This is a genomic window from Paracoccus sp. DMF-8, assembly GCF_029309835.1.
In the GTDB taxonomy this organism is placed as follows: domain Bacteria; phylum Pseudomonadota; class Alphaproteobacteria; order Rhodobacterales; family Rhodobacteraceae; genus Paracoccus.
The window spans coordinates 299557-320923 of sequence record NZ_JARJHL010000003.1 but is presented as its reverse complement, the minus strand read 5'-3'; the positions used below and the strand labels follow the sequence as shown (position 1 = coordinate 320923).

Below are 21367 nucleotides of genomic sequence, written 5' to 3'. Positions count from 1 at the left end.
GGCCGCGTAATTGTCCAGAAAGCCCCGCCAGCAAAGGCAAAGAAATGCCACAGATCTTCGTTTTCCTGCTGATCGCCGTCCTGACCCTGACCATCACCCCGCCCGGCCCCGGGAACGGCGGCCCGGAAAACGGTGGCTGGATCTCGCGTGCGCTGGCGGATGACGATGACGATGACGATGCCCCGCGCAGCCTGCGGCGGATCATCCGCATCACGCCCGCCCCCGCCCCGCCGCGCGTCCAGCGCCGGCCGGCGCCTGCCGCCGCGCCTTTGCCCGCGCGGGCGCCGAATGAAATTCTGGCGCGGGGTCTGGACGATGCCGATCTGGCCGATCTGGAAAATCAGGGCTTTCGCGTCCTGAACAGCACCACGCTGTCGAACGGGACGCGCATCACCCGCCTGCACAAACCCGCCAGCCTGACCATGCCCGAGGCGCGGCGCATCGTCCGCATGCGAGCCTCGGCGCAGGCGGCGGATTTCAACCATTACTACCGCGCCGAACAGGACCGCAACGCGGGCTGCAGGGGCGCCGATTGTCCCGCCCGCGACATGCTGAATTGGCCGGTGATGCAGGCGGGTTGCGGTGCCCTGCCGCGCATCGGCATGGTCGATACCGGGCTGAACCCCGATCATGCGGTGTTTCAGGGCGCCTCGATCGAGGTTCTGGGGATCGACGATATCGGCACCCCCTCGGACAAGATCCACGGCACGGCGGTCGCGGCGCTGCTGGTCGGGCGTGGCGACAGCCGTTCGCCGGGGCTGATCCGGGATGCCACGCTGGTCGCGGTCGATGCCTTCCACAAGGTCGGCAATGACGAACGCACCGATGCCTTTGCCCTGATCGAGGCCCTGGACCTGCTGGCGCAGTCGGATGTCAGCATCATCAACCTCAGCCTTGCCGGGCCGGATAACGAGCCGCTGAAATTCCAGATGCAGGATCTGGAACGTCAGGGCATCATCGTCGTCGCCGCCGCAGGCAACAACGGCCCGCGCGCCAAGCCCGCCTATCCCGCGGGCTACGACAGCGTGATTGCCGTGACCGCCGTGGATCGTCGCGGCGAGGTTTATCGCCGCGCGGTGCGTGGCCCCCATATCGACATTGCCGCTCCGGGGGTGGATGTCTGGACGGCGGCCTCGATTTCCGGGGCGCGGACCAAGACCGGCACCTCCTTTGCCGCGCCTTTCGTCACGGCGGCGGTGGCGCTGATGCGGCAGGGCAATCCCGCCATGACGACCGAGGATGTGCGTCGGCAACTGCGTCTTTCGGCCCGCGATTTGGGCGCGCAGGGCCATGATGAGATCTTTGGCGCCGGGCTGGTCCTGCCGCCCGATCCCTGCGGCGGGGCGGGTGCGATCGTGCCCGCCTCGGGGGATTAGGGCAGGCGGCACCGCTGACATCTCCGGTTGGCTTCGAATCGGGGATATGCGGCGCGGATCAACGCGGCAGCCGATCATTGCCGCAGGAAACGGGTGCCCGAAACTGGTGCCGGAAACCGGCGCACGGGACCGGGCCTGTCAGGGCCGATGAATCGGGTCGCGGGCATCGGCCGCGACCATCACCCCCGACAATGACGGCGGCGTCCGCGCTAACCCCGGCGGCGCAAGGCGTCCAGATAGCGGGCGGTCGTCTGGCGTTTGGTCCGGGCGATGGCCGTTGCCTCATCGGCAGAGACCGCGCGGAAGCGTAGCTGATCGCCGGGGCGCAACTGGACAAAGGCGTCCAGATCCGCGTCCAGAACGGTCGCGATGCGCGGATAGCCCCCGGTGGTCTGGTGATCGGCCAGCAGGACCGTCGCGACCCCCTGCCCATCCACCTGCACCGATCCCCGCGCAATCGGTCCCGAGGCGATGTCCAGCGCGCTTTCCGGCACCAGCGCAGGCCCGGTCAGCCGCACGCCCATCCGGTCATAGGCGCTGCCAAGGCGGAACTGGCCATGCAGGAAATCCTGCATCGCGTGATCGGGAAACAGGTCATCCTGCGGCCCAAGCGTCACATGCAGCTTGTGGCGCGGCAGGGCAAAGACCGGCACCGGAATCGCGACATCCTGCGGCAGGGCGCGGGTGTCGCTGACCCGCAGCACCTGCCCCGCGACCACCTTGCCCCCGCCCAGACCCGAGGGCACATGGGTCGCGCGGCTGCCCAGCCATGCGTCCGCCTCGACCCGCCCCGCCAGCGCCAGACAGGCCCATGTGCCCCAGAAACCCGGCCGGATCACCAGCTTTTCCCCCGCCCGCAGGGTCGATCCGAACCAGCCGTGATGGCGCTGTCCCGCGTGGTCGATGACGAAACCGCCCCCGGCGACGGCGAAGCCCAGTTCTCCGTGCAGGCATTCCAGCATCAGGCCGCCAAGCGAAACCTCGATCCCGGCCTGCCCTGGATCATTGCCCAGAACGGTGTTGCCCGCAGCCAGGGCGATGCGGTCCATCGGCCCGGAATGCGGCACGCCAAAGCGCGCCAGCCCCGGCCGGCCGCCATCCTGAACAGAGACATGCGGCCCGGCGGCGACGACCCTGATCACGGCATCCGTCATCGCAACGCGCTTTCCGGGATGCGGCGAAAGCGGATGATATCGCCGATGTCGAACAGAAAGGGCCGCGCCGGATCGCCCGTCAGGATGCGCGCCGGGGACCGCCCGACGATCCACCAGCCGGTCGGCATGGTCAGGGTCGAGATGATGCACTGCCCGCCCGCGATCAGCACGCTGCCCGCCGGGACGTCGCGCAGGGCCTTGGGCTTGCGGGGCAGGCGCAGAGGCTCGGGGACGCCCGACAGATAGGCATAGCCCGGCGCGAAACCATAGATCCTGACCCGGTATTCGCCCGACAGATGGCAGGCGGCGGCCTGTTCGCGGTCAAGGCCGCTGGCGCGGGCGACCGCATCCAGATCGGGCGCGCAAGGCCCGTCATAACAGATGTCGATCAGATGCTCGGCAGGGGTAGGGCGCGGGCCTGCGGGCGCCGACAGCAGGTCTTGGACCGCCGCGCCGATCCGGTTGTGATCGGTTTGGGCGGGGTCGAATTCGATCATCAGGCTGGCATGGGCGGGGATGGTCTGCCGGATCCCGACAGGCGGCGTGCCGGTCAGCGCCGCATCCAGCGCCAGCACCTGATCATGCGCCTGATCGGTCGCCTGACGGCCGAACTCGACCAGCAGCGCATGTTCGGCGATGGGGTGCAGCGCGGTCATGCGGGGGCCGCGAACGGCGCTATGGACACGCCGTCCTGTTCCAGCCGCTGGCGCAGTTGCGCAGCCATGCGGACCGCGCCGGGTGTGTCGCCATGGATGCAGACCGACTGCGCCGCCAGTGCGACCGGCGGTCCGTCGACGACCGGCATCAACCCGGTTTCCAGAAAGCGCAGCAGTCGGTCGGCCACGGCATCGGGATCATGCAGCACGGCATCGGGACGGTTGCGCGGCACCAGCCGGCCATTCGCCAGATAGGCGCGGTCGGCAAAGATCTCGGACCAGACGGGGATGCCAAGGCGGCGGGCGGCAATCTCCAGCGCGGTGCCGGAAATCGCCAGCAGGCCCGGACCGCCGGGCAGCGCCGCGACCGCCCGCGCGATGGCTTGCGCGACATCGTCGTCATCGGCGGCCAGATTGGCCGTGGCGCCATGCGGCTTGACATAGGCAACCCGCCCGCCCGCCAGCGCGGCAACGCCCTGCAGCGCCCCGGTCTGCGCGGCAACCATCGCGCCAATCGATTCCGCAGCCATCGGGATGATGCGCCGACCAAAGCCCAAAGGGTCCGCATAGCCCGGATGCGCCCCGATGGTGACGCCGCGCGCCACGGCAAGGCGCAGCGTTTCCAGCATGGTATCGGGATCGCCCGCATGGCCCCCGCAGGCGATGTTCGCGCTGGACACGATATCCAGCATGGCCGCATCATCGCCCATGCGCCAGGGGCCGAAACCTTCGCCCAGATCGGAATTCAGATCGATTCCCATCCCCGCCCTTTTGGCCGAACCTGTCCGGTTCCGACTATGCGGGCGGCGGGGCCGGTTCGGCAAGGCCCGAGGGCGGCCGAGGCCGGTCGGTAATTTTGTGACAATTTTCGACGGTCATGCGACATGGACGCCGCGTCAAAACGCGCGGATTGTGTAATTTTTGTGGCGCATCCGCCCAAGCTCATTTAGGTTGCCGACCGAAATCCGACGGACGGCCAGCGCCATTTGCCCCGTAATCCCGGGGTGGCGCAGCGAATCCCGGTGTCACGATCCAGTCGTCCCGCGTCGCGATCACAGCGCGACACGGTTGGACCAGCGGTTCGGGTCGATAAAATTGAAGCTGTAAATGGTATGATTTCTTAACGATCTGACCCTATTGATTGAAGCAACGGTCCAAGGCTGATTTCTTGAACGGAGCGCGGAATGCCCAACTCTCTTCACCAGAATAACGCGCAAGGCCGCGGGACCGTTACCCGATTCCCTGTCGCTGACGACACCGAAGAAGATTCGAAGCGCAATCAGATCCACAGGATTTCCGCCCGGCTTTTCGCCCAGCACGGGTATGAGGCGGTGGGCGTGCCCGAACTGTGCAATGCGACCGGGTTGGGGCGCGGCGCCTTTTATTATCACGCGGACAGCAAGGACAGCATTCTTTTTGAAATATCAAAAGGATACATGGACCTGCTGATTGCAGAGGCACAGGCGATCCTGGATCAGGGATTGCGCGCCGATACCACCATCGAACGCCTCAGCGCGGCTTTCGTGCGGATGAGCATTTCAGATCAGGATGAAATGATCGTCTGCTTTCGCGAACATCATCTGCTGGGCGCCGCGAACCAGAAAACATTGCAGAAACAATATGCCGACTATCAGGCGATCTGGGAAAGCGCCGTGGTGACCGGGGTCGAACAGGGGCTGTTCCGCCCGGTCCACAGCATCGAACTGCGGGCCATTCTGGGGATGTATTTCAACAGCTTCCTGTGGCCGGAAACGAAAAAATCGATGCCCGCCGATACGGTCGCGGGCTATCTCTCGCGCCTGATTCTGGATGCGATCCGCCTTGTCGAACACGCCCCCGCGCGGGTCGGCGCGCGGGCCTGAGCGGCGATCATTCGTCCTCGTCCTCTGCCGGATCGGGGGCGATCCCGGGCATCGTCGATTCCTCGGCGGGGGTGACGGTCAGGATGGCGATATCCAGCGCGGCCTGGGTCCCGTTCGATGCGATTTCATCCAGCACAAGCGGCAGCAACAGATCGGCGCCGGTCGCCGATGGCGCGGCTGCGACCGTCGCCAGCGGTGTCGCGCTGGCCAGTGCGACGATCAGTTGCGGTTGCGGGCCGTTTTCGTCTGCGGCCAGCGAAATCCCGAAATCAAAGGTGAACGAACTATCCGCCTGCGGCTGCGCGGTCGATGACAGATCGTAAATCGCCCCCTTTGGCGACACCACGAACAGCCACAGGCTGCGCCCGCGCAAATCGCGGATCCGCCCCGACACATTGCCGCCGCTGGCTGTCGTCGCGCCGTCCAGCGACAGCGCCGGAGGCTCGGCCGCGCGGCCCGACAGGTCGGCGATAAAATCCAGCGCCGGGCATTGGGCCGTGCGGATTTCGGTCGCAACAATCGCCGGGCTGGACGAAAACGCCATGGCATAGGCCGATTGCAGCGTCGAAAGATCGCGCGGCCCATCCGCCAGAACCCCGATCTTGCCCGCGTTCGGCCCCGAGGAAAACCGCCGCGCCACCGAACAGTCCGGCAGGGGCTGGCTGGCCAGAAAACCGTCGCGCGTTTCGATATCGCGGGCGGGCAGGGCGGCCAGCGTCGCGGCGCGGGAATCCGGCTGCGGATCCGTCGCCGTGGCCGGGGGAGCGTCGGGGGGGGCCGGGCGTTTCCGTCTGCTGCCCGAACATCGCCCAGCCCCCGACAGCCAGCGCGGCCAGCGCCGCCCCGGCATAAAGCCGCATCCGGCTGTTGCGCGGCTGCGTCGGCTGATCGGCATCCGCGGCAGGCGGCGCGAAGCTCGCGCCAAAGGGGCTGGCGGGATCGGTCAGCGCCTCGGCGGGGGTCAGGTCGTTTGGCGTCAGGCTGATGCCCGTGCCATCGCCGCGCGCCGTCCCGTCCGCGTCGGTCGGATGGTCCATGTTCCACAGCGGCAGGCGATAGCGCGCGGGCAGGTGGTTCGGATCGTCCAGAATGCGCAGCAGCGCATCCATGTCATGCGGTCGCGCGCGCGGGTCGGGTTCCAGCATGTGCTGCAGCAGCGGGTAGACGCGATAGGAAATGCCCGACAGATCCGGAATGCGCCGCCGCGCCTCGGAGGCCTCGACGATCGACGCCCCCATGTCCAGCGGGCGGCCGCGCATTGCCGCCGCGATCATCAGCGCAAGGCCGTAGACATCGGCGGGGGGGCCGATCTCGCCCCCGGCATGGCCCAGTTGTTCCGGGGCTATATATTTGAATTTACCAGCAAAACGCCCATTCAGCCCATCCCCCAGCTCGGTCGAGCGGGCGATGCCGAAATCGATCAGCACGGCTTCGTCCACGCGGTTGTCGCGCAGGATCACGTTATCGGGCGACAGGTCGCGGTGGGTGACGCCGCGCGCATGGGCCTGTGCCAGACCCCGCGCCAGACGGCGCAGCAGCACCAGCGCCTGATCGGCGTCCAGGGGCGCGACATTCTGGATATGGTCCCAAAGATGCCGCCCTCGACGAATTCCATGATCAGGCAGTAGCGGTTCAGGCCCTTGTCGCGGACGAAATTGTGATAGCGCACGATGGCGTCGTCGCGCATCTGGACCAGAATCCGCGCCTCTCGCCGGAACAGGTCGATGATCGATTCATCGCGGGCAAGGTTCGGCAGGATGATTTTCACCGCGACCGGATCGCCGGTAAAGATGTTTTCAGCGCGATAGACCTCGCCCATGCCTCCGGCGCTGACCAGTTTCAGGATGCGGTAATTGTCGTTGATCAGCACGCCCGGTTCGACCAGTTGCGCCGTTTCGGCGGGCATGGCCGATCTGGGTGCGGGCGCGTCGGACAGGCGCGTGCCGTCGACTGGCGGGGTATCGGGCTGGGCAATGCGGGTGCGGTCATCGGACGCGGCGGGCGGCGGCGCGGCGGGCGGCGGGGCGTCGGGCCGGGCGATGCGGGTGCGATCCTCGGGGGGCTGGCTGTGCGGGGGCTGGTCCTTTTCGTTCATTCCTCGACCGTTTCCTTGTCGGGGATGGGCAGGCAGCGCACGACGATGGCGGTGACGTTGTCGCGCGCACCGCGGTCCAGTGTCATGGCGATCAGCCGCTCGGCCAGCATCTGGGCGGGACCGGTGCCCAGCAGGACCTGGCGCAGATCTTCGTCGCTGTTATGTTCGGTCAGCCCGTCCGAACACAGCAGCAGCACGTCATGCGCCTCGGCCACGCCGGTCGCGGTTTCGGGTTCAGGCTGCAACTGGATGCCGATGGCGCGTGTGATCACATTCCGCGCGGGCGAGTTGCGCGCCTCTTCCTCGGTCATTTCGCCGGTCGAGACCAGCCGCGCCACCTCGCTATGGTCGGTGGTCAGGCGGGTCAGGATGCCCTTGCGCAACAGGTAGACGCGGCTGTCGCCCGCCCAGATGCAGGACAGCGCGTTGCCATAGACCAGCATGGCGGCCAGGGTCGAGCCGACCGTCGCCAGTTGTTTTTCTCTGGTATGGACCAGAATCCGCTGGTTGGCGCGCTTGATGCGTTCCAGAAAACGGGCGCGCTGGTCCTGCGCCGAAACCGCGATCCCGACCGAGGAAACCTCTTCGACGATCATGCGGCTGGCGACGTCGCCGGCCTGATGGCCGCCCATCCCGTCGGCGACCGCCCAGATGCCGATATCGGGCAGCGCGGCAAAGCTGTCTTCGTTGTGATCACGAACGACGCCGCGATGCGTGGCCGCACCGGTTTCGAACAGGAATTCCTGGCTCTCATCGGTCATGGCGATCCCCCCTAACCTTAACTTTCCGCGTCGGCACCGTCCTGCCGACCACCGCCGACCAGCCATGCAAGCGCCTGCGCATCGGGCAGGCCATGGCCGCCCAGAATGCCGGACAGGTTGGGCCGGGCGAACCACCAATAGCTGCGGCCGCTGGCGGCTGAAATCAGATCGGTCAGCGCGACCTCGTTACAAAGCTGTTCGATATCAGGGCTTTGCTTGACGGCCCAGAACATGTGATCGGACATGGCGGCGGCCTGCGGCGCATGGCGGGCCAGTTGCCGGTCCAGCGTCGCCTGCACCTCGCCGGGGATCAGAACCGCCTGATCCAGCAGGTCCGCCAGCGCGGTTTCGGCCTCCTGATAGAAATCCTGCCGGACCTGCACGACGGGCAGGGTGTCGGGGCCGGTCGCCTGCAGGACCAGCAGCGGATAGCGCCGCCCGACCTTGTCGCCCGACATGCGCAGGACGCCGCGCCACGCCTGCCCCTGACCCAGTCCCGCGCCCATCCAGAACCGCAGGGCGACCGGGCTGTGCTGGATCTGGTCCCAGCTTTCGCCCAGAATGTCGCGCACCTCGCCCAATGTCGCGCCCAGCCAGTCCGACAACCCGCGTTCCACCAGATCGGGCAGGCCCGCGCCGATGAAATCGCCGTGGCCGGGGTGTTTGCCGAAAAAGGCGGTCAATCTATGCTCTGAGGGCATTCGAAATCCCTGATCTCGGGCATGGTAAAGGGGTTGGCCAGCGCGTTGATGGTGAAATCATAGGTGATGTTGCGCCCGCCCAGATTGAAGGTCGCGCGCAGGGTGTCGCCGCGCTGTTCGCGTGCGGCGGCGGCCCCGAGGAATTCGATGAAGGTCCATGAACTGCCCTCGATCCGCATGGTTGAGGGACGGTTCAGCGACGGGCTGATCTGCAGGATCGTCGATTTCCCCGCGCCGGGCCAGGTGATCGTGCGCGGCAACGAGCCGGTGATCGATTCGATGGGTTCGTCATTGATCGACAGGAACGCGCTTTGCACCGTCGGATGGGCATCGACCTGCGCCACGGTGATTTCGACCTGCGGCTGGCTGCCCCCGCCCGCGAAATAGGCGCGGCGGATGCGTTCGGCGCGTTCGAACTGTTTCAGCGTCTGCGGGTTGAAGCGTTTGGTGATGTCCTTGTCGGCCAGATAGGTCAGGCCCTGATCGGTGCGTTCGACGTAAGGCTCCAGATATTCGGTGAAATAGCGGTCCATTTCGCCGCCCGGACCGAAAAACCGCGCGAAATTGTCGATGGACAGGCTGCGCTGCTTGCTGCCGAACGGATAGGCCGAGGTGATGTTCTCGCGGCAAAAGAACGTGATCTGATTGGTCAGGGCACGGTTCATCGTCTCGATACTGGCGTCCGATGCGCCGCTGCGGAAATCGCCTTCGGCATCATCGACAAGCTGCGCCATCTGTTCGGGCAGTTGCGAATTGTAGCGGGTCAACGAATTCAGCAGCGTAGGCATCGCCGCCGCCGACTGGTCCGGGTTGTGTTCGGCCAGTTTCAGGTTGTCGTAAACCGCGCCGAAATTGCCGATGACGGTGTCGATGGGGCGCTGCCCGACATCGCCCAGCACCAGTTCGTGCCAGCGCAGGAAGGCGTCGGAAATCTGTTCGATGGGGCGCGTCACGCTATAGGTTTCGGTATCGCTGCCGCCGCCCGTGGTGACGCGGCTCTGGCCCTTGCCGCGCTGGTTCTGCGCCGCGTCGATCAGCATCCGCTGGATGCCGCCGGACCGGCTTTGCACGCGGCTGATCAGTGCATTGCCGACATCGCCCGCCGCGCCCTGCGCCGCGTCGCCGCCCGACCCGCCACTGGCCAGCGCCTCGGGGGTCAGCCCCTCCAGCCCTTCCAGTTCGCGGACCAGCCATGTCTGCTGATCGACCGCCTTGACCAGTTCCAGCAGGGGCGAGTTCTGCGCGGCCGAGGCCGTCGCCAGCGCCGCATAGCGCGGTTTGTCGGCGACCATCGAGGCCATGGCCAGATTGTTCAGGACCTTGTTCCAGGCGGCGATGAAATCGTTGCGGTAGCGTTCCATCAGGTCGCGTTCCAGACGCTGCAGGCGCCCTTCGATTTCGTTGCTGCTGGCCAGATCGCCCAAGACCCACTGGTCTTTGCGCAGCTGTTCCTCGACCACGGCAAGCTGGTCGTAGAAATAGGCCCAGAACCCTTCATAGGTATAGATCGCGGGCACGGCCAGCGCGTTCACGTCGCTGCCGTCGCGGGTGGCAAAGACCTGCGCGGCATTCGGCACCGCTTGCGCCAACTGCCATTCGGGGATGCCGGTCGCGGCGATGCCGTCCTCGATCAGCGCATAGGCCTGTTCGTCCAGCGGCAGTTGGGCGATGGCGGCGCGGGCGGCCTCGACCGTGGTCTGGTCCAGCGTCACCAGCAGCGTGCTGCGGTCGGCGTCCAGTTTCAGCATCGCATCCAGATGGCGGCCAAGCTGGGCGCGGGTGTCGACGCCTTCGCGGTCGGTATATTCGGACCGCCATTCCTGTTCGAACCAGCTGCGGATCGCGGCATCATCGGTCGATTCGCCTTCGCCGCCCAGCAACAGATAGACCTTCAGCGCGCGGTAGATATCGGTCATTTCGCCGCTGCGGATGATTTCGGGCATCTTGCGTTCGACATCCAGCACCAGCCGGGGCCGCATCATCCGTTCCAGCGCGTCGGAATAGGCGACCGTCGCCGCGCGGTTCACCCGGTCGCGCTGGCCAAGGCCAAGCCCTTCGAAGAAACCGTCCTGCTGGCTGTCGCCGTAACCTGCGGGCATCATTTCCAGATGGTTCAGCAGGGACAGGACCGGGCGCAGATCGGGGTCGTCGATGACCTCTCGGTTCAGTTCCTCGATCCCGGCGCGGGCATAGGCGGCGGTGTCTTTCTGCGCGGTATCGACCAGATTGCGGTTTTTCCAGAAGCTGTAGCCAAAGGCCCCCGCCGCCCCTAGCGTCGCCGCCAGAATCGCGGTCAGCGCCGATACCCGCAGCACGGTGGCGCGGCGCACGGCCTTGCGGTCAAACGACACCCAGTCCTGTTCGGGAAAGATGACCCGGCGCAGCAGGTCGTGGATGAAAAAGCTCTTGCCCTTGCCCGACATGAAGGACGGCTGGAACGACATGCCTTCGTCGGCGCGGTTCATCGCGCCCAGCACCTGATCGATCGGCGTGCCTTCCTGCGTGCCGGATGTGAAATAGAAGCCGCGCAGAATGGCATTCGTCTTGTATCGCGTCGGCTCGAACACCCGGCGCAGGAAATTCGAGACATTGCCCCGCAACAGCGCCATCTGCCCCGGCAGGCCAAAGATCGCGATGCGGGAAATGCCGTCCGGTTCCTCGGACATGCGGTCGATGATTTCATCCGACAGCCGCCGCACCAGCCGGTCGAATTCGGCGGGCACGGATTCGACGGTGATCGCCTTGCGGTCCTTGTTCTGGAACGTGACGCCCCAGACCAGTTTGCGCCGGTTCAGGCTGAAGGAGGCGAAATATTCCCGGAAACCGGCGATCAGGTCGGCCTTGGTGAACATCACATAGACCGGAAAGTCGATTTTCAGCACCTCGTGGATTTCGGCCAGCCGGGCGCGGACGGTTTCGGCGTGATGTTTCAGCGACAGGTCGTCGCCCTTCATCATGTCCTCGACGGAAAATGACAGGATGACGCCGTTGATCGGACGGTTGGGGCGGGTCTTTTTCAACTGTTCCAGCAGGGCGGCCCAACTGGCCTTGTCGGCCACGGCGTCGCTGTCCTGCGTGGTATAGCGGCCCGCCGTGTCGATCATCACGGCTTCTTCGGAAAACCAGAAATCGACATAGCGCGTGCCGCCGAAACCGGAAATCGCCTGATCCTGTGCCAGCGGGAATTCGATGCCGGAATTCGCCAGCGCCGTGGTTTTCCCCGCGCCGGGCGGGCCGATGATGACATACCACGGCAGGTCATACAGATAGGACGCGCCGCCGGTCTTTTTCAGGACCGCCATGGCCTCCGACATCTTTTCGGCCAGAACCTTGCCGTCGCCTTCGGGCTCCGTGGGGATCAGCGCGTCTTCGATTTCGCGCGCGGCGCGGACGCGGCGGCGCCAGCGGATGATCTGGAACAGTGCGACCGCGCCCAGAACCACGCCGATGATCACGCAGCGCCACAGGACCGAAACCAGCGGCCCCCAGCCCGTCATCGGGCCGCCGAACCAGACCGCCAGCGAAAAGGCCAGCAGGCCAAGGATGATGAAGGTCCAGCGCAGCCACGGCCGGTTGCGGGTGCGCGGCAATCTTAGTCCCGTGAAGGTCACTCGGCTGCCTCCTCGGGCGCTTGTTCGGTGGGTTGGCTGGTCGTCTGCGTGGTCGCGAGGGCGTCATAGGTGCCCTCTTTCGCCAGCAGGATTTCGACGCGGCGGTTCTGGGCGCGGCCTTCCTCGGTCGCATTGTCGCCCACGGGTTCATCCTCGCCCTGGCCTTCGACGCGGATGCGGGCCGCGTCGTCGATGGTCTGGACCAGAACCGTGCGCACGGCCTCGGCACGGGCTTCGGAAAGCTGGTAATTGTCCTTGAACCGGCCACGGCCCGACAGGGGCAGGTTGTCGGTAAAGCCCTGAACCAGAACCGGGCCGCCTTCGGTATTCAGCACCTCGGTGATGCGGGCGGCCATGGGGACAAAGCCTTCCTTGACCTCGACGCTGCCCAGATCGAACAGTTGCAGGTTGCCGACGCGGATCGCGATGTAATCGCCGCGCGCCTCGACCGTGACGGCGCCCGCGTCGATTTCGCCCGCCAGCGCGCTGCGGATGCGTTCCAGTTGCGCGGGGGGCGGGGCGACATAGGCCGCGCCGGGGTTGCGCTGGATCGACAGGACGGGCGCGCCCTGATGCAGGTTGCGCAGGGTTTCGGCGGCCTGCGCGCCGTCGCGGTTGACGATGGTGGTCAGCGCGGCAAACAGCGCGACGACCGCCAGCGCCGCGACGCCAAAGACCACCGGCACCGGGATCGCGGCAAAGCGGCGGGACTGATCCTGCACGACGGGTTCCCAGATGACGGAAACGTCTTCGTCCGGGCGCGGGTTGACGCGGCGCAGGGTTTCATAGATCGCCTTGCGGATCCGGGCCAGTTCGACCGCGCCGTTCGGCGCGGTGCGAAACTGCCCCTCGAACCCAAGCGACATGCAGACCAGCATCAGTTCCAGCAGGTTGTAGCGTTGCGCCGGGGCCTGCATGGCCTTTTCGGCCTCTTGAAAGAAACCCACGCCGGAATCGCGCTTGTGGAAAAACCGCGCGACCATCGAATATTGCTGCCAGCTTCCGCGATCGGAACCGGGCAGGTTCTGGACGATGTCATCCGCCGTGCCCGACAGCGCGTATTTGGCGACCAGCGCCTCGTGCGGATCGACGCCGGCGGCCAGCGCATTGCGTTCGAAACGGTCGATTTCGATGGTGACATGTTCCATCAGCGGCGCGACCTGCAGATCGACCATGCCGGTGCGCAGCCGCCCCAGCAGGATCAGCAGGCTGGCGGCCGAGGCCAGCAGCGGGTTCGTCGACGACCCCCCGCCGATCTCGCTGGTGCGCAGGGCGTTATCCAGAGAGATCTTGGCGGTCGTGCGCATCGGCGCGGCGGGCCGGTCGCGGTGATAATCGGGGAAAAAGCCGTTGTCGCTGCCGGTCGGGCGGCCGATGCCGCCGCTGAAGCCCGGCGTCTGGCCATAACCCTGTTGCGGATTGCCCTGCCCCGGATAGCTCTGTCCCGGATAGCCGCCCTGCCCATATCCGTGATGGCCGTAACCTTGCGCGGGCTGGCCCTGGGGTGGTGTGTGGCGTGGTGCGCCCGCACCGATCCATGTATCCTCGTGGCTGCTGGCCGGGGGCGCGCCAAAGCCGCCGCCCGACTGACCTGCCGATTGGCCACCCGCAGGCTGACCGATGCCGCCGCCCTGCTGCCAGGGCGCGCTGCCCCCGATCATGGTGCGGTCGCCGCTGCCCGGCGCCGCGCCAATGTCGGTGCGTGGCCATGCGGGGTTTTGCTGGGCCGGATTTTGCTGGGCCGGGTTCTGCTGCCCGCCACTGAAGGGGCTGTCCGAACTTGGCTGTCCTTGCGGCAGCTTGCCGCCAAAGACCGTCTTGTCGTGATCGTCCCGTCCGCCGCTCATCAGGCTTTCTCCGGTATCGCCCACAGTTCAAGTTTCAGCTCCGGCCAGTCGCCCGCGAAATGCATGCCGATGGCCGGAGCCGTCGAAAATTCGCGCCACAGCGGAGAGTTCTTTTCCAGCCGGAAATACACGTTCGAGGACAGAACGCGGATCTGGCGCGGCGGGTTCGGCAGGTGCTGCAACCCGATGCCGGGCAGGTTGTTGTTGACGATTTCCGACATGCGGGTGTTCGGCCCGACCTTGCACAGCTCGGGGAACTGCGCCTGAACCTGCGTCAGCGGCTTGGCCGATTCCACCTCGACGATGAATGTCGCCTCGCGGAACAGGTTGCGGTCCTTGACCTCGGCCAGATAGGAGTTCTGGCGAACCTGGCGCAGCAGCAGCCGGATCGCACGGCCGATATCGCGCGACAGCAGGCGCTGGATGTCGGACACAACCGGGCTGAAACAGGTTTTCAGATCGCCATGGTCGTAGCCTTCGTAATCCGGTGCCTGGCGGTTGCCGCTGTCGAATGTCGCAAGCTCGCCCGCAAGGCCCACCAGCCGCTCGAACAGGCGTTCGGGGTGGATGGCATGGGTGCGCGACATGTGGCGCAGCGCGCCGATTTCGCGGTTCAAGGTCATCAGCATCAGGTAATCCGAGGCCTGCAACCCCCGCCTGACGACGGATCGGCGGCATAGCGTGCCAGCGATTCCAGCCGCGCCTCGACCCAACCGATCACGCGGGTCAGATAGCCCAGCACCTGCGCATGGGCGCTGATGACCAGCGCGGGCGGTGGCACGGTTTCGTCGATGGTGACAACGCCGTCGCGGACCTCGGCGATGCGGGCAAGGCGCAGGTTCTGATAGCCGGGACGCGCCGTCTTGCGCACCGCGAGTTCCAGCCGGGGCACGGCCAGTTCCAGCACCTGTTCGCTGCGCGCCGATGACGCGCTGTCGCCCACGGTTTCCGCGACGATCCCCCATCGCGTGGCCGAACCCTCGTCGTCATAGGGGGCCGTATCGCGGTTGTTCGGCGACACATCGGGCAGGGTCAGCCAGATATACATGCCCGCCGCATCATCCGGCACCTCGATCGGCAGGGGCAGGGGGGCGGTGCCCGGCGCCTCAAAAGGGATGCCGTCCGGCATCAGCCCGGAAATCGAGCGCAGCGCGATCCGCCCCTGCTGCGCCTGATCGCGGTCCATCACCATTTCCACGACGCCCCAGGGATAGGGGGTGATCGCGCGGGTCCGCGACTGGATCAGGTTTTCGACATAGCGGTCGGATTGCTGAAGGTGCTGGGGCTGAAGAAACAGGCCCTCTTTCCATGCGACTTTGCTGAACCAGGACATTGCGGCCTTATTCTTTCAATCAATTCTGCGTCTGGCGACATCCGGCGCGGGATTTTTCCTGCGCCGGATGGGACGGTTCACAATATGGCGTCGGCGCCCCGATGCAATCAGAACTGTGCAAATCAGAACTGCAGGCGGATCTGTCCGGTCACGCCGACGCTGTCGATGTTGTCGCCAAAGCGCGCGTCGATGCGCGTCCCGGCGCTGAGCTGGCGCGGACGCCGGGGCCCGCCCTGCAGCACCTTGACCCAGTTCGCCCCGACACTAAGCTCGGTATAGGTGTCAAGGTGATCGGATTCGAGCTGCTGGCTCGAGGATTCCGCGCCCTCGCCCATGACAAAGACCGAACGGGTCTTGTCGGCGAAATCCTTGTAGACGGTGCCGGTGGCAAAGATGTTCAGCGCGGAATTCTGCTGTGCCCGGACATAGGTGCGCGTCAGCGTGCCGCCGACAAAGCCGACCTTGCTTTGCACATCGCCGAACTGGATTTCATAGCCGTCGTTGAAACGCAGGTTGTCGATGTCGTATTTCGACCAGGCGAAACCGGCGGTCGGCACGAATTGCCACTGGGTCCGGGCCACCGGCATCGTATAGCTGAGTGCGCCGCTGACCGTATGGGCGTTGCTTTTCAGCTTGGCATCCTGCAGGCCGATGTCGCGGCCCGCGACGGCGCGGTTGGTGATTTCGAACTCGGTCCGTTCGCGGCGGTATTGCACGTCAAAGGACCAGCGGTCCCTGGAGGCGGTCAGATAGACCCCGCCGTAAAGCTGGTCGAAATCCGAGGTGGTGACGCTGGACAGGATCCGTGCCGTGCCGCCCGCGCCATCGGCGCGCAGCGTGTAGATCGGCTGATCCGTATCGCCCTGGTTGACCCCCAGAACCCCGCCGAAGGTCATGTTCCAGCCGCCGAAATGGCCGTCGAAACAGGCCAGATCGGTGCCGACCTGCATGCCGTAATAGCTGGCCTGCACGCTGCTGTCGACGGAACCCAGCTGGTTGCTGGTCGCGCCCGTCACCTTGGCATTCCCGCCGACGCCCCGGCCCCAGGACCCGATGCCACAGGGCTTTGCGGTATCTTCATAGGCCATGCCGACGACATAGGGGCTGGTCGGCCGGTTGATGACCGAACCGATCAGCGAATGAACCAGCGTGATATTGCCAAAGATCGCGCCGATATCGTTGCTGAGCTGGCTGACCACGGCCAGATCGCCGTTGTCCAGGCGCCCGACGCCATAGTCGATCCAGTCGGCGCTTTCCATCGGTTCGAAGTCGAAGGTGAAGTTGTTGGCCGCCGTCTGGTCGACCTCCAGCACGGTGACAGAGCGGCCCAGATCGCCGACGAGGTCGCTGGTCAACTGGTTGAACCGGAAATAGTAATGTCCGGTCGCCGCGCCGCCATCGACGACGATACGGTCGCCGCGCAGGTTTTGCAGATCCAGATCCAGCAGATAGTTGCCGTTGCCGGCAAGGCCGCTGACGGTCAGCAGGCTGTTTGTGCCATTGCCCGACAGATCGACCAGACCGTTGTTGGTCAGCTGCCCGTTGATGCGGGCGCGGTTGGCGGTCAGCACCGCGTCCCGGTTGTTGATCAGATTTCCGGTCAGCGGACGGCCGACCAGATGCAGGCCGGACTGGTTCACCAGACCGCCCGCGACGGTCAGGTGCTGGTTATCCAGACCAAGCGTCAGATCCGTCGCGCGATTGATCAACCGGCCCGTGATCCGGCCCGAACCGCTGATGCCGCCCAGGTTCTCGACATCGCCGGTGACGACACCGCCGCCGAAATTCAGCGTGGCGCGATCCTGGTTCAGCAAATCGCCCGAAAAATCGCCCAGCACCCGCAACGTGCCATAGTTCGCCCCCGCCGTGGCCGCGGTCAGCTGGTGGCCTTCGCCGATGGTGGCATTGCCCCGGTTCATCAGGCCGTTGACGCTCAGCGCGCCGGAGGTCAGGAAACGGGATTCGTTTTGCAGCGTGCCGCCGATTTCGCCGCGCAGCCGGGCGATGCCATTGTCTTCGTTCAGGACATGGCCGGTGATTTCGCCGGTGGTGGTCATGGTGCCGCGGTTGATGACATTGGCGTCCAGAACCCCGGATCCGGTCAGCCGGCCGCCTTCTTCGTTGACGACATTTCCAGCGGCGGCGGCAGTCGCCGCTGCGGGCTGCGCATTGGTCGGGCCGGTCACGACGACGCGGCCATCGACGATGAAATCGCTGCTGTTCTGCACCTCGGTTTCGGTGAACAGGGTATGGCCGCTGCCGACGACGGCGCGGGCGGTGTTGACCAGCCCGTCAACGGTCAGGTTGCCGGTGGTTTCGGTCAGCCCGTGGTTGAAGACAACCCCGTCGACGCGGCCCGACAGCCGCGTCGTGCCGCCCTGTCTGGTCACGACATCGCCGATGACGGTGCCGTCGCTGCGCAGCGTGTCGTAATTGTCGATCGCGCCTTCCAGACGCCCGCCGCTGGCGATGGTGGTGACCGCATCGACATTGGCCGAAGGCCCGCGATTGACCAGCGTGCCGCGCAGGGTGGCGCCATTGGTAACGCTCAGCGTCGCGGTGTTGCGCGCCCTGCCGCTGCCCACCGACAGGACCGTGCCGTTGGTCAGCGACAGCGCGCTGTTGTTGACCAGCCCGCCAAGGCTGAGATTGCGGAACTGGTCCAGCGTGCCGTTGTTGCGGAACGTGCCGGTGACCGTGCCCGCCATGCTGAAACGACCGCTGGCGCGGTTGGTGACATTGCCCTCGATCCGGCCATTGCCACGGAGAAAGCCGTTGTTGTCGACATTGCCAGCGATCACGCCGCTTTGCAGCGCCGTCCGGCTGTCCGCGTTGTTGAACAGCGCGGTGCCGTTCTGCGCCGTGCTGGCCAGCGTGCCGCGCACCTGCAGCAGGTTGTTGTTCCGCACCCCCCGATCGGTGTGCAGGCTGGTGCCGCGCACCACTTCGGTCGTGCGTTCGTTGACCAGCGTGCCGACGCGCAGGTTGCGCACCGTCTGCAACGCGGTCGATGAATTCTGCGTCAGCGTGCCGGTGATCCGCCCGCTCAGCGACAGGGCGCCGTCGTCGATATTGTTGACATTGCCGGTGATCTGGCCGTTCCCGGCCAGCGTGCCGCGGTTGGTCACCAGCCCCTGAATGCCGCCGTTGTTGCGCAGGTTGGTGGTCGCGCCCGCAAGGTTGTTGACGCCCCCGATGATGGTGCCGCCCAAAGTCGCCGTGCCCGCATTGCGCAAGCCGCCGTTCAGCCTCAGCACCTGCCCGTCCAGCAGATTCACGCGCCCGGTGGTGGTATTGGCCAGATTGCCGGTGATCGTGCCCGAGCCCGTGACCACGCCCGCGTTGGTGACCGTATCGGCCACGCGGCCGCCCTGCATGACCAGGCGTGCGTTGGGCTGGTTGTTCTGGACGGCGGTGTTGACGGTGCCGCGCACGGTCAGGGTGGCGCTGTTGGCCACGGCATCGCCCGAATTCAGGTTGTGGTTGCTTTCGACCGTGGTGGCGCCCCGGTTGGTCAGCGTGCCGACGGTCAGGTTGCCCGTGGTCGTCAGGTTGCGGCGGTTTTCGACGGTGCCGCTGACCGTGCCGCGCATCTGGGCATTGCCGGTGTTGATCAGATTGCCCTGGATCGCGCCATTGCTGGTCAGGTTGAGGCTGTTGGTGACATCGCCGTTGATCCGGCCGTTGTTGATCAGGTTGCCGCGGTTGGTGACCGTGCCGTTGATCCGGCCGCGGTTCTCGGTAATGCCGTCGGCGCCGTTGATGACCTGCCCGGCCTCCAGCACGCCGCCGTTCTGGACGGTCAGGTCGCGGTTGTTTTCAAAGGTCGAGACATTGGTGTATTCGCCATCGTTCTGGATGGTGAATGTGCCGTTGTTGTCCGTGCGATAGCCGCCGGCGTCGATATCGGCCGAAACCTGGACGACACCGGTTTCCTCGTTGATCAGATCGTTGCTGCGGGTCCGGTCGGTATTCAGCAGCAGAATGCCCGCATTGACCACCGTGCCCCGGATATCGACATCGCCCAGAACCTGGCCGCCTTCGTTCAGATAGACGCGATCCGCCGAAATCACGATCGGCCCCAGCAGGCCGTTGATCACCGCACCCGCAAGGTTGCTGAAAATCCCCGAGACATTCAGCTGCGCCCCGCTGAAGCCCGCCGAGGACAGCCTGCCGTCATTCGTGAAATTGCCCGTCACCAGCGAATTGTTGCGAAGCAGCGTTATCCCCGTATTGGTGACAGAGCCGTTGACCGTCGCCGTCGTGGCACTGCCGAGACTGCCCAGAACGGTCCTGCCGCTGTTGTTCAGCGACCCGTTCAGCGTGCCCGACAGATTCAGCCCGGCATTGGGATTGTTGCCGTTCATCGCGCTGTTCACCAGCGTCCCGTTGCCGGTCCCGATGGTCAGGGCGCTGTCCTGCCCGACCGTCAGCAGCGAACGCGCGGTATTCGACAACCCGCCCACGGTCAGGTCGCCGGTCAGCGCCATCCGGCTGTTGCCGCTGTTGCGCACCGTGCCGGTGATCGTGCCCGAGACATTGGCCCGTGCCGCATCGTTGTTGGTCAGATTCCCCCGGATGCGCCCGTCAGAATTCACGGTCGCGCCGTTGTTGACGACATTGCCGATGATCTGGCCGGTGCCGGCAACCGTCACGGAATTGTCGTTGGTGGTCAGGGTGCCGGCGCCGCTGCCGATGCGCAGGGCCCCCGACAGGTCGATGGCGCCCCCGCTGTTGATGTTGTTTGCAACCTGCAATTCATGGCCCGTATCGACGATGACATGACCGGAATCGTGGTTGTTCAGGTTCGTCATGGTCAGCGCCCTGGAACTCAGCGCGCCGTTGGTGACATGCAATGTGCCCCAGTTGTTCAGGCTGCCGGTGATCGTCCCGGTGCCGTTGATGTCGGATCCGTCGCGGTTGATGATATTGCCCGCCACGGTGCCGCCGCGAATGTTCAGCGTGCCGTCGCCGCTGTCGCCGCCATTGAACATATTGGCCGAGATGTCACCCCGAAGGTTCACCGTCGCGGTATTGTTGAGCAACCCGCTCGACGGATTGGCCGGGTCGCCTGCCTGGACGGTCAGATCGAAACCCGTGCCGCCGGTGTCGTTGACGTTCAGGATGCCGCCGTGGCTGTTGGCGATGGGCCGGGTGGTCAAGGGGCCGGTGACATTCACCGTGCCGCCGCGGTTGCGCAGCTGACCCTCGATCTGGCCGGTCAGATGGGCGGTGGCGTTCTGCCTGTTCTCGAACTGTCCGCCGATCCGGTCGGTCAGGGTAAAGATGCCGTTTTCTTCGTTGTCGACATTGCCCACATGCTCGGCCAGAACGGTCGTGCCGCTGTTCGAGACCCTGCCCGCCGTCGTCCCGGTCGAGGTAAAGCCGGCCCCCGTTTCCACCTCCAGTTCGGTCATCGTGCCGGTGGAATCGCCGTCATGGGTCAGGGTGCCGTTGCCTGCCACCAGGATGCGCCCGCTCAGCCGGATGCCTTGCAGCGTCAAGGTGCCGCCGTCGCGCATGTCAAAGCGCAGGGGCGTGTCGTCCGGACCCGCGCCGCCCAGTGTGAAATCCTCCTGCGCGCTGCGCAGCGAATAGCCATCGCCTTCGACCCGGAAACCGGACAGGATCAGCCGCGCCGCATTCGGTCCGGTTTCCGGGCCGGACAGGGTCAGCGTGATCGTCCGCGTCGGATCGGCCGGATCGGCCACCAGAACCGCCGTGTCGCGATTGCCGCCACCCAGAGTCTGGCGCGGGGTGGTGTCGTCGGCCGTCGGCGTTTCGGTCCAGATTTCGGAATCCTGGTCCCAGTCCCCGCTGACGACCGTCCCGGCAGGCCCGTTGTTCAGATACAGATCATCGCTCAGCGCCGTGCCCGGCAGGCCGATCAATGCCAGGCCAAGGGTCAGCAATGATGTCGAAAGCAAAAAATGCGCCTTTGGCGAAACAAGGGATTTCCGGGCAATGGGGT

General features: G+C 65.7%; 14 protein-coding genes and 1 pseudogene. 2 read left to right on the top strand and 13 right to left on the bottom strand.

Annotated elements, in window-relative coordinates; translation table 11 throughout:
• Positions 1 to 44 precede the first annotated feature (44 nt).
• Positions 45 to 1376, top strand: a complete 1332-nt coding sequence (locus PE067_RS02150) for a S8 family serine peptidase (RefSeq protein WP_276187625.1) — start codon at positions 45 to 47, stop codon at positions 1374 to 1376.
• A 209-nt stretch (positions 1377 to 1585) separates the two neighbouring features.
• Here PE067_RS02150 and PE067_RS02145 read toward each other — a convergent pair whose 3' ends face one another.
• From PE067_RS02145 to PE067_RS02135, 3 genes are read right to left on the bottom strand one after another with little or no spacing between them, the layout of a single operon-like run.
• A complete protein-coding gene (locus PE067_RS02145) occupies positions 1586 to 2530 on the bottom strand; it encodes a biotin-dependent carboxyltransferase family protein (protein ID WP_276187624.1) in 945 nt (314 codons plus the stop codon).
• Entirely contained in the window at positions 2527 to 3186 is a 660-nt protein-coding gene (locus PE067_RS02140) for an allophanate hydrolase subunit 1 (protein ID WP_276187623.1), read from the bottom strand. The genes PE067_RS02145 and PE067_RS02140 overlap by 4 nt, the downstream gene beginning before the upstream one ends.
• Positions 3183 to 3947 carry a LamB/YcsF family protein gene (locus PE067_RS02135; RefSeq protein ID WP_276187622.1) on the bottom strand — a complete coding sequence of 255 codons (765 nt, stop codon included), beginning with the start codon at positions 3945 to 3947 and terminating at the stop codon, positions 3183 to 3185. The genes PE067_RS02140 and PE067_RS02135 overlap by 4 nt, the downstream gene beginning before the upstream one ends.
• Positions 3948 to 4370: 423 nt before the next feature.
• Here PE067_RS02135 and PE067_RS02130 point away from each other — a divergent pair, with 423 nt between their 5' ends.
• Complete coding sequence (locus PE067_RS02130; RefSeq protein ID WP_276187621.1) at positions 4371 to 5048, top strand: TetR/AcrR family transcriptional regulator; 678 nt, start codon at positions 4371 to 4373, stop codon at positions 5046 to 5048.
• 7 nt (positions 5049 to 5055) lie between these two features.
• On the opposite strand, the gene PE067_RS02125 is transcribed toward PE067_RS02130, so the two are convergent.
• The 10 genes and pseudogenes from PE067_RS02125 to PE067_RS02080 form a co-directional block, all read right to left on the bottom strand.
• Complete coding sequence (locus PE067_RS02125; RefSeq protein ID WP_276187620.1) at positions 5056 to 5391, bottom strand: hypothetical protein; 336 nt, start codon at positions 5389 to 5391, stop codon at positions 5056 to 5058.
• Positions 5333 to 6673: a protein kinase gene (locus PE067_RS02120; RefSeq protein WP_276187818.1), complete on the bottom strand. Its 1341-nt coding sequence runs from the start codon at positions 6671 to 6673 to the stop codon at positions 5333 to 5335. Before PE067_RS02120 ends, PE067_RS02125 begins: the two co-directional genes overlap by 59 nt.
• Positions 6649 to 6954: pseudogene (locus PE067_RS02115) on the bottom strand (protein kinase); the annotation flags it as partial. The pseudogene PE067_RS02115 and the gene PE067_RS02120, both read right to left, overlap by 25 nt.
• 185 nt (positions 6955 to 7139) lie before the next feature.
• Positions 7140 to 7904 (bottom strand): protein phosphatase 2C domain-containing protein, encoded by a 765-nt coding sequence (locus PE067_RS02110; protein WP_276187619.1) that lies wholly within the window; start codon positions 7902 to 7904, stop codon positions 7140 to 7142.
• A 17-nt stretch (positions 7905 to 7921) separates the two neighbouring features.
• Positions 7922 to 8587, bottom strand: coding sequence for a type VI secretion system-associated protein TagF (gene tagF, locus PE067_RS02105; protein ID WP_276187618.1), 666 nt, complete (start codon positions 8585 to 8587; stop codon positions 7922 to 7924).
• Positions 8584 to 12216 carry a type VI secretion system membrane subunit TssM gene (gene tssM, locus PE067_RS02100; RefSeq protein WP_276187617.1) on the bottom strand — a complete coding sequence of 1211 codons (3633 nt, stop codon included), beginning with the start codon at positions 12214 to 12216 and terminating at the stop codon, positions 8584 to 8586. Before tssM ends, tagF begins: the two co-directional genes overlap by 4 nt.
• Complete coding sequence (tssL, locus tag PE067_RS02095) at positions 12213 to 14063, bottom strand: type VI secretion system protein TssL, long form (protein ID WP_276187616.1); 1851 nt, start codon at positions 14061 to 14063, stop codon at positions 12213 to 12215. The genes tssM and tssL overlap by 4 nt, the downstream gene beginning before the upstream one ends.
• Positions 14063 to 14692 (bottom strand): type VI secretion system baseplate subunit TssK, encoded by a 630-nt coding sequence (gene tssK, locus PE067_RS02090; protein WP_276187615.1) that lies wholly within the window; start codon positions 14690 to 14692, stop codon positions 14063 to 14065. Before tssK (PE067_RS02090) ends, tssL begins: the two co-directional genes overlap by 1 nt.
• Positions 14692 to 15396, bottom strand: coding sequence for a type VI secretion system baseplate subunit TssK (tssK, locus tag PE067_RS02085; protein WP_276187614.1), 705 nt, complete (start codon positions 15394 to 15396; stop codon positions 14692 to 14694). The genes tssK (PE067_RS02090) and tssK (PE067_RS02085) overlap by 1 nt, the downstream gene beginning before the upstream one ends.
• Positions 15397 to 15518: 122 nt before the next feature.
• A complete protein-coding gene (locus PE067_RS02080; protein ID WP_276187613.1) occupies positions 15519 to 21323 on the bottom strand; it encodes a hypothetical protein in 5805 nt (1934 codons plus the stop codon).
• Positions 21324 to 21367 lie beyond the last annotated feature (44 nt).

Coding starts and splice junctions, on each gene's coding strand:
- PE067_RS02110 (WP_276187619.1), bottom strand. CDS start 7,904: ATGACCGATGAGAGCCAGGAATTCCTGTTCGAAACCGGTGCGGCCACG.
- tssL (WP_276187616.1), bottom strand. CDS start 14,063: ATGAGCGGCGGACGGGACGATCACGACAAGACGGTCTTTGGCGGCAAG.
- PE067_RS02130 (WP_276187621.1), top strand. CDS start 4,371: ATGCCCAACTCTCTTCACCAGAATAACGCGCAAGGCCGCGGGACCGTT.
- tssK (WP_276187614.1), bottom strand. CDS start 15,396: ATGTCCTGGTTCAGCAAAGTCGCATGGAAAGAGGGCCTGTTTCTTCAG.
- PE067_RS02135 (WP_276187622.1), bottom strand. CDS start 3,947: ATGGGAATCGATCTGAATTCCGATCTGGGCGAAGGTTTCGGCCCCTGG.
- tssK (WP_276187615.1), bottom strand. CDS start 14,692: ATGCTGATGACCTTGAACCGCGAAATCGGCGCGCTGCGCCACATGTCG.
- PE067_RS02145 (WP_276187624.1), bottom strand. CDS start 2,530: ATGACGGATGCCGTGATCAGGGTCGTCGCCGCCGGGCCGCATGTCTCT.
- PE067_RS02150 (WP_276187625.1), top strand. CDS start 45: ATGCCACAGATCTTCGTTTTCCTGCTGATCGCCGTCCTGACCCTGACC.
- PE067_RS02140 (WP_276187623.1), bottom strand. CDS start 3,186: ATGACCGCGCTGCACCCCATCGCCGAACATGCGCTGCTGGTCGAGTTC.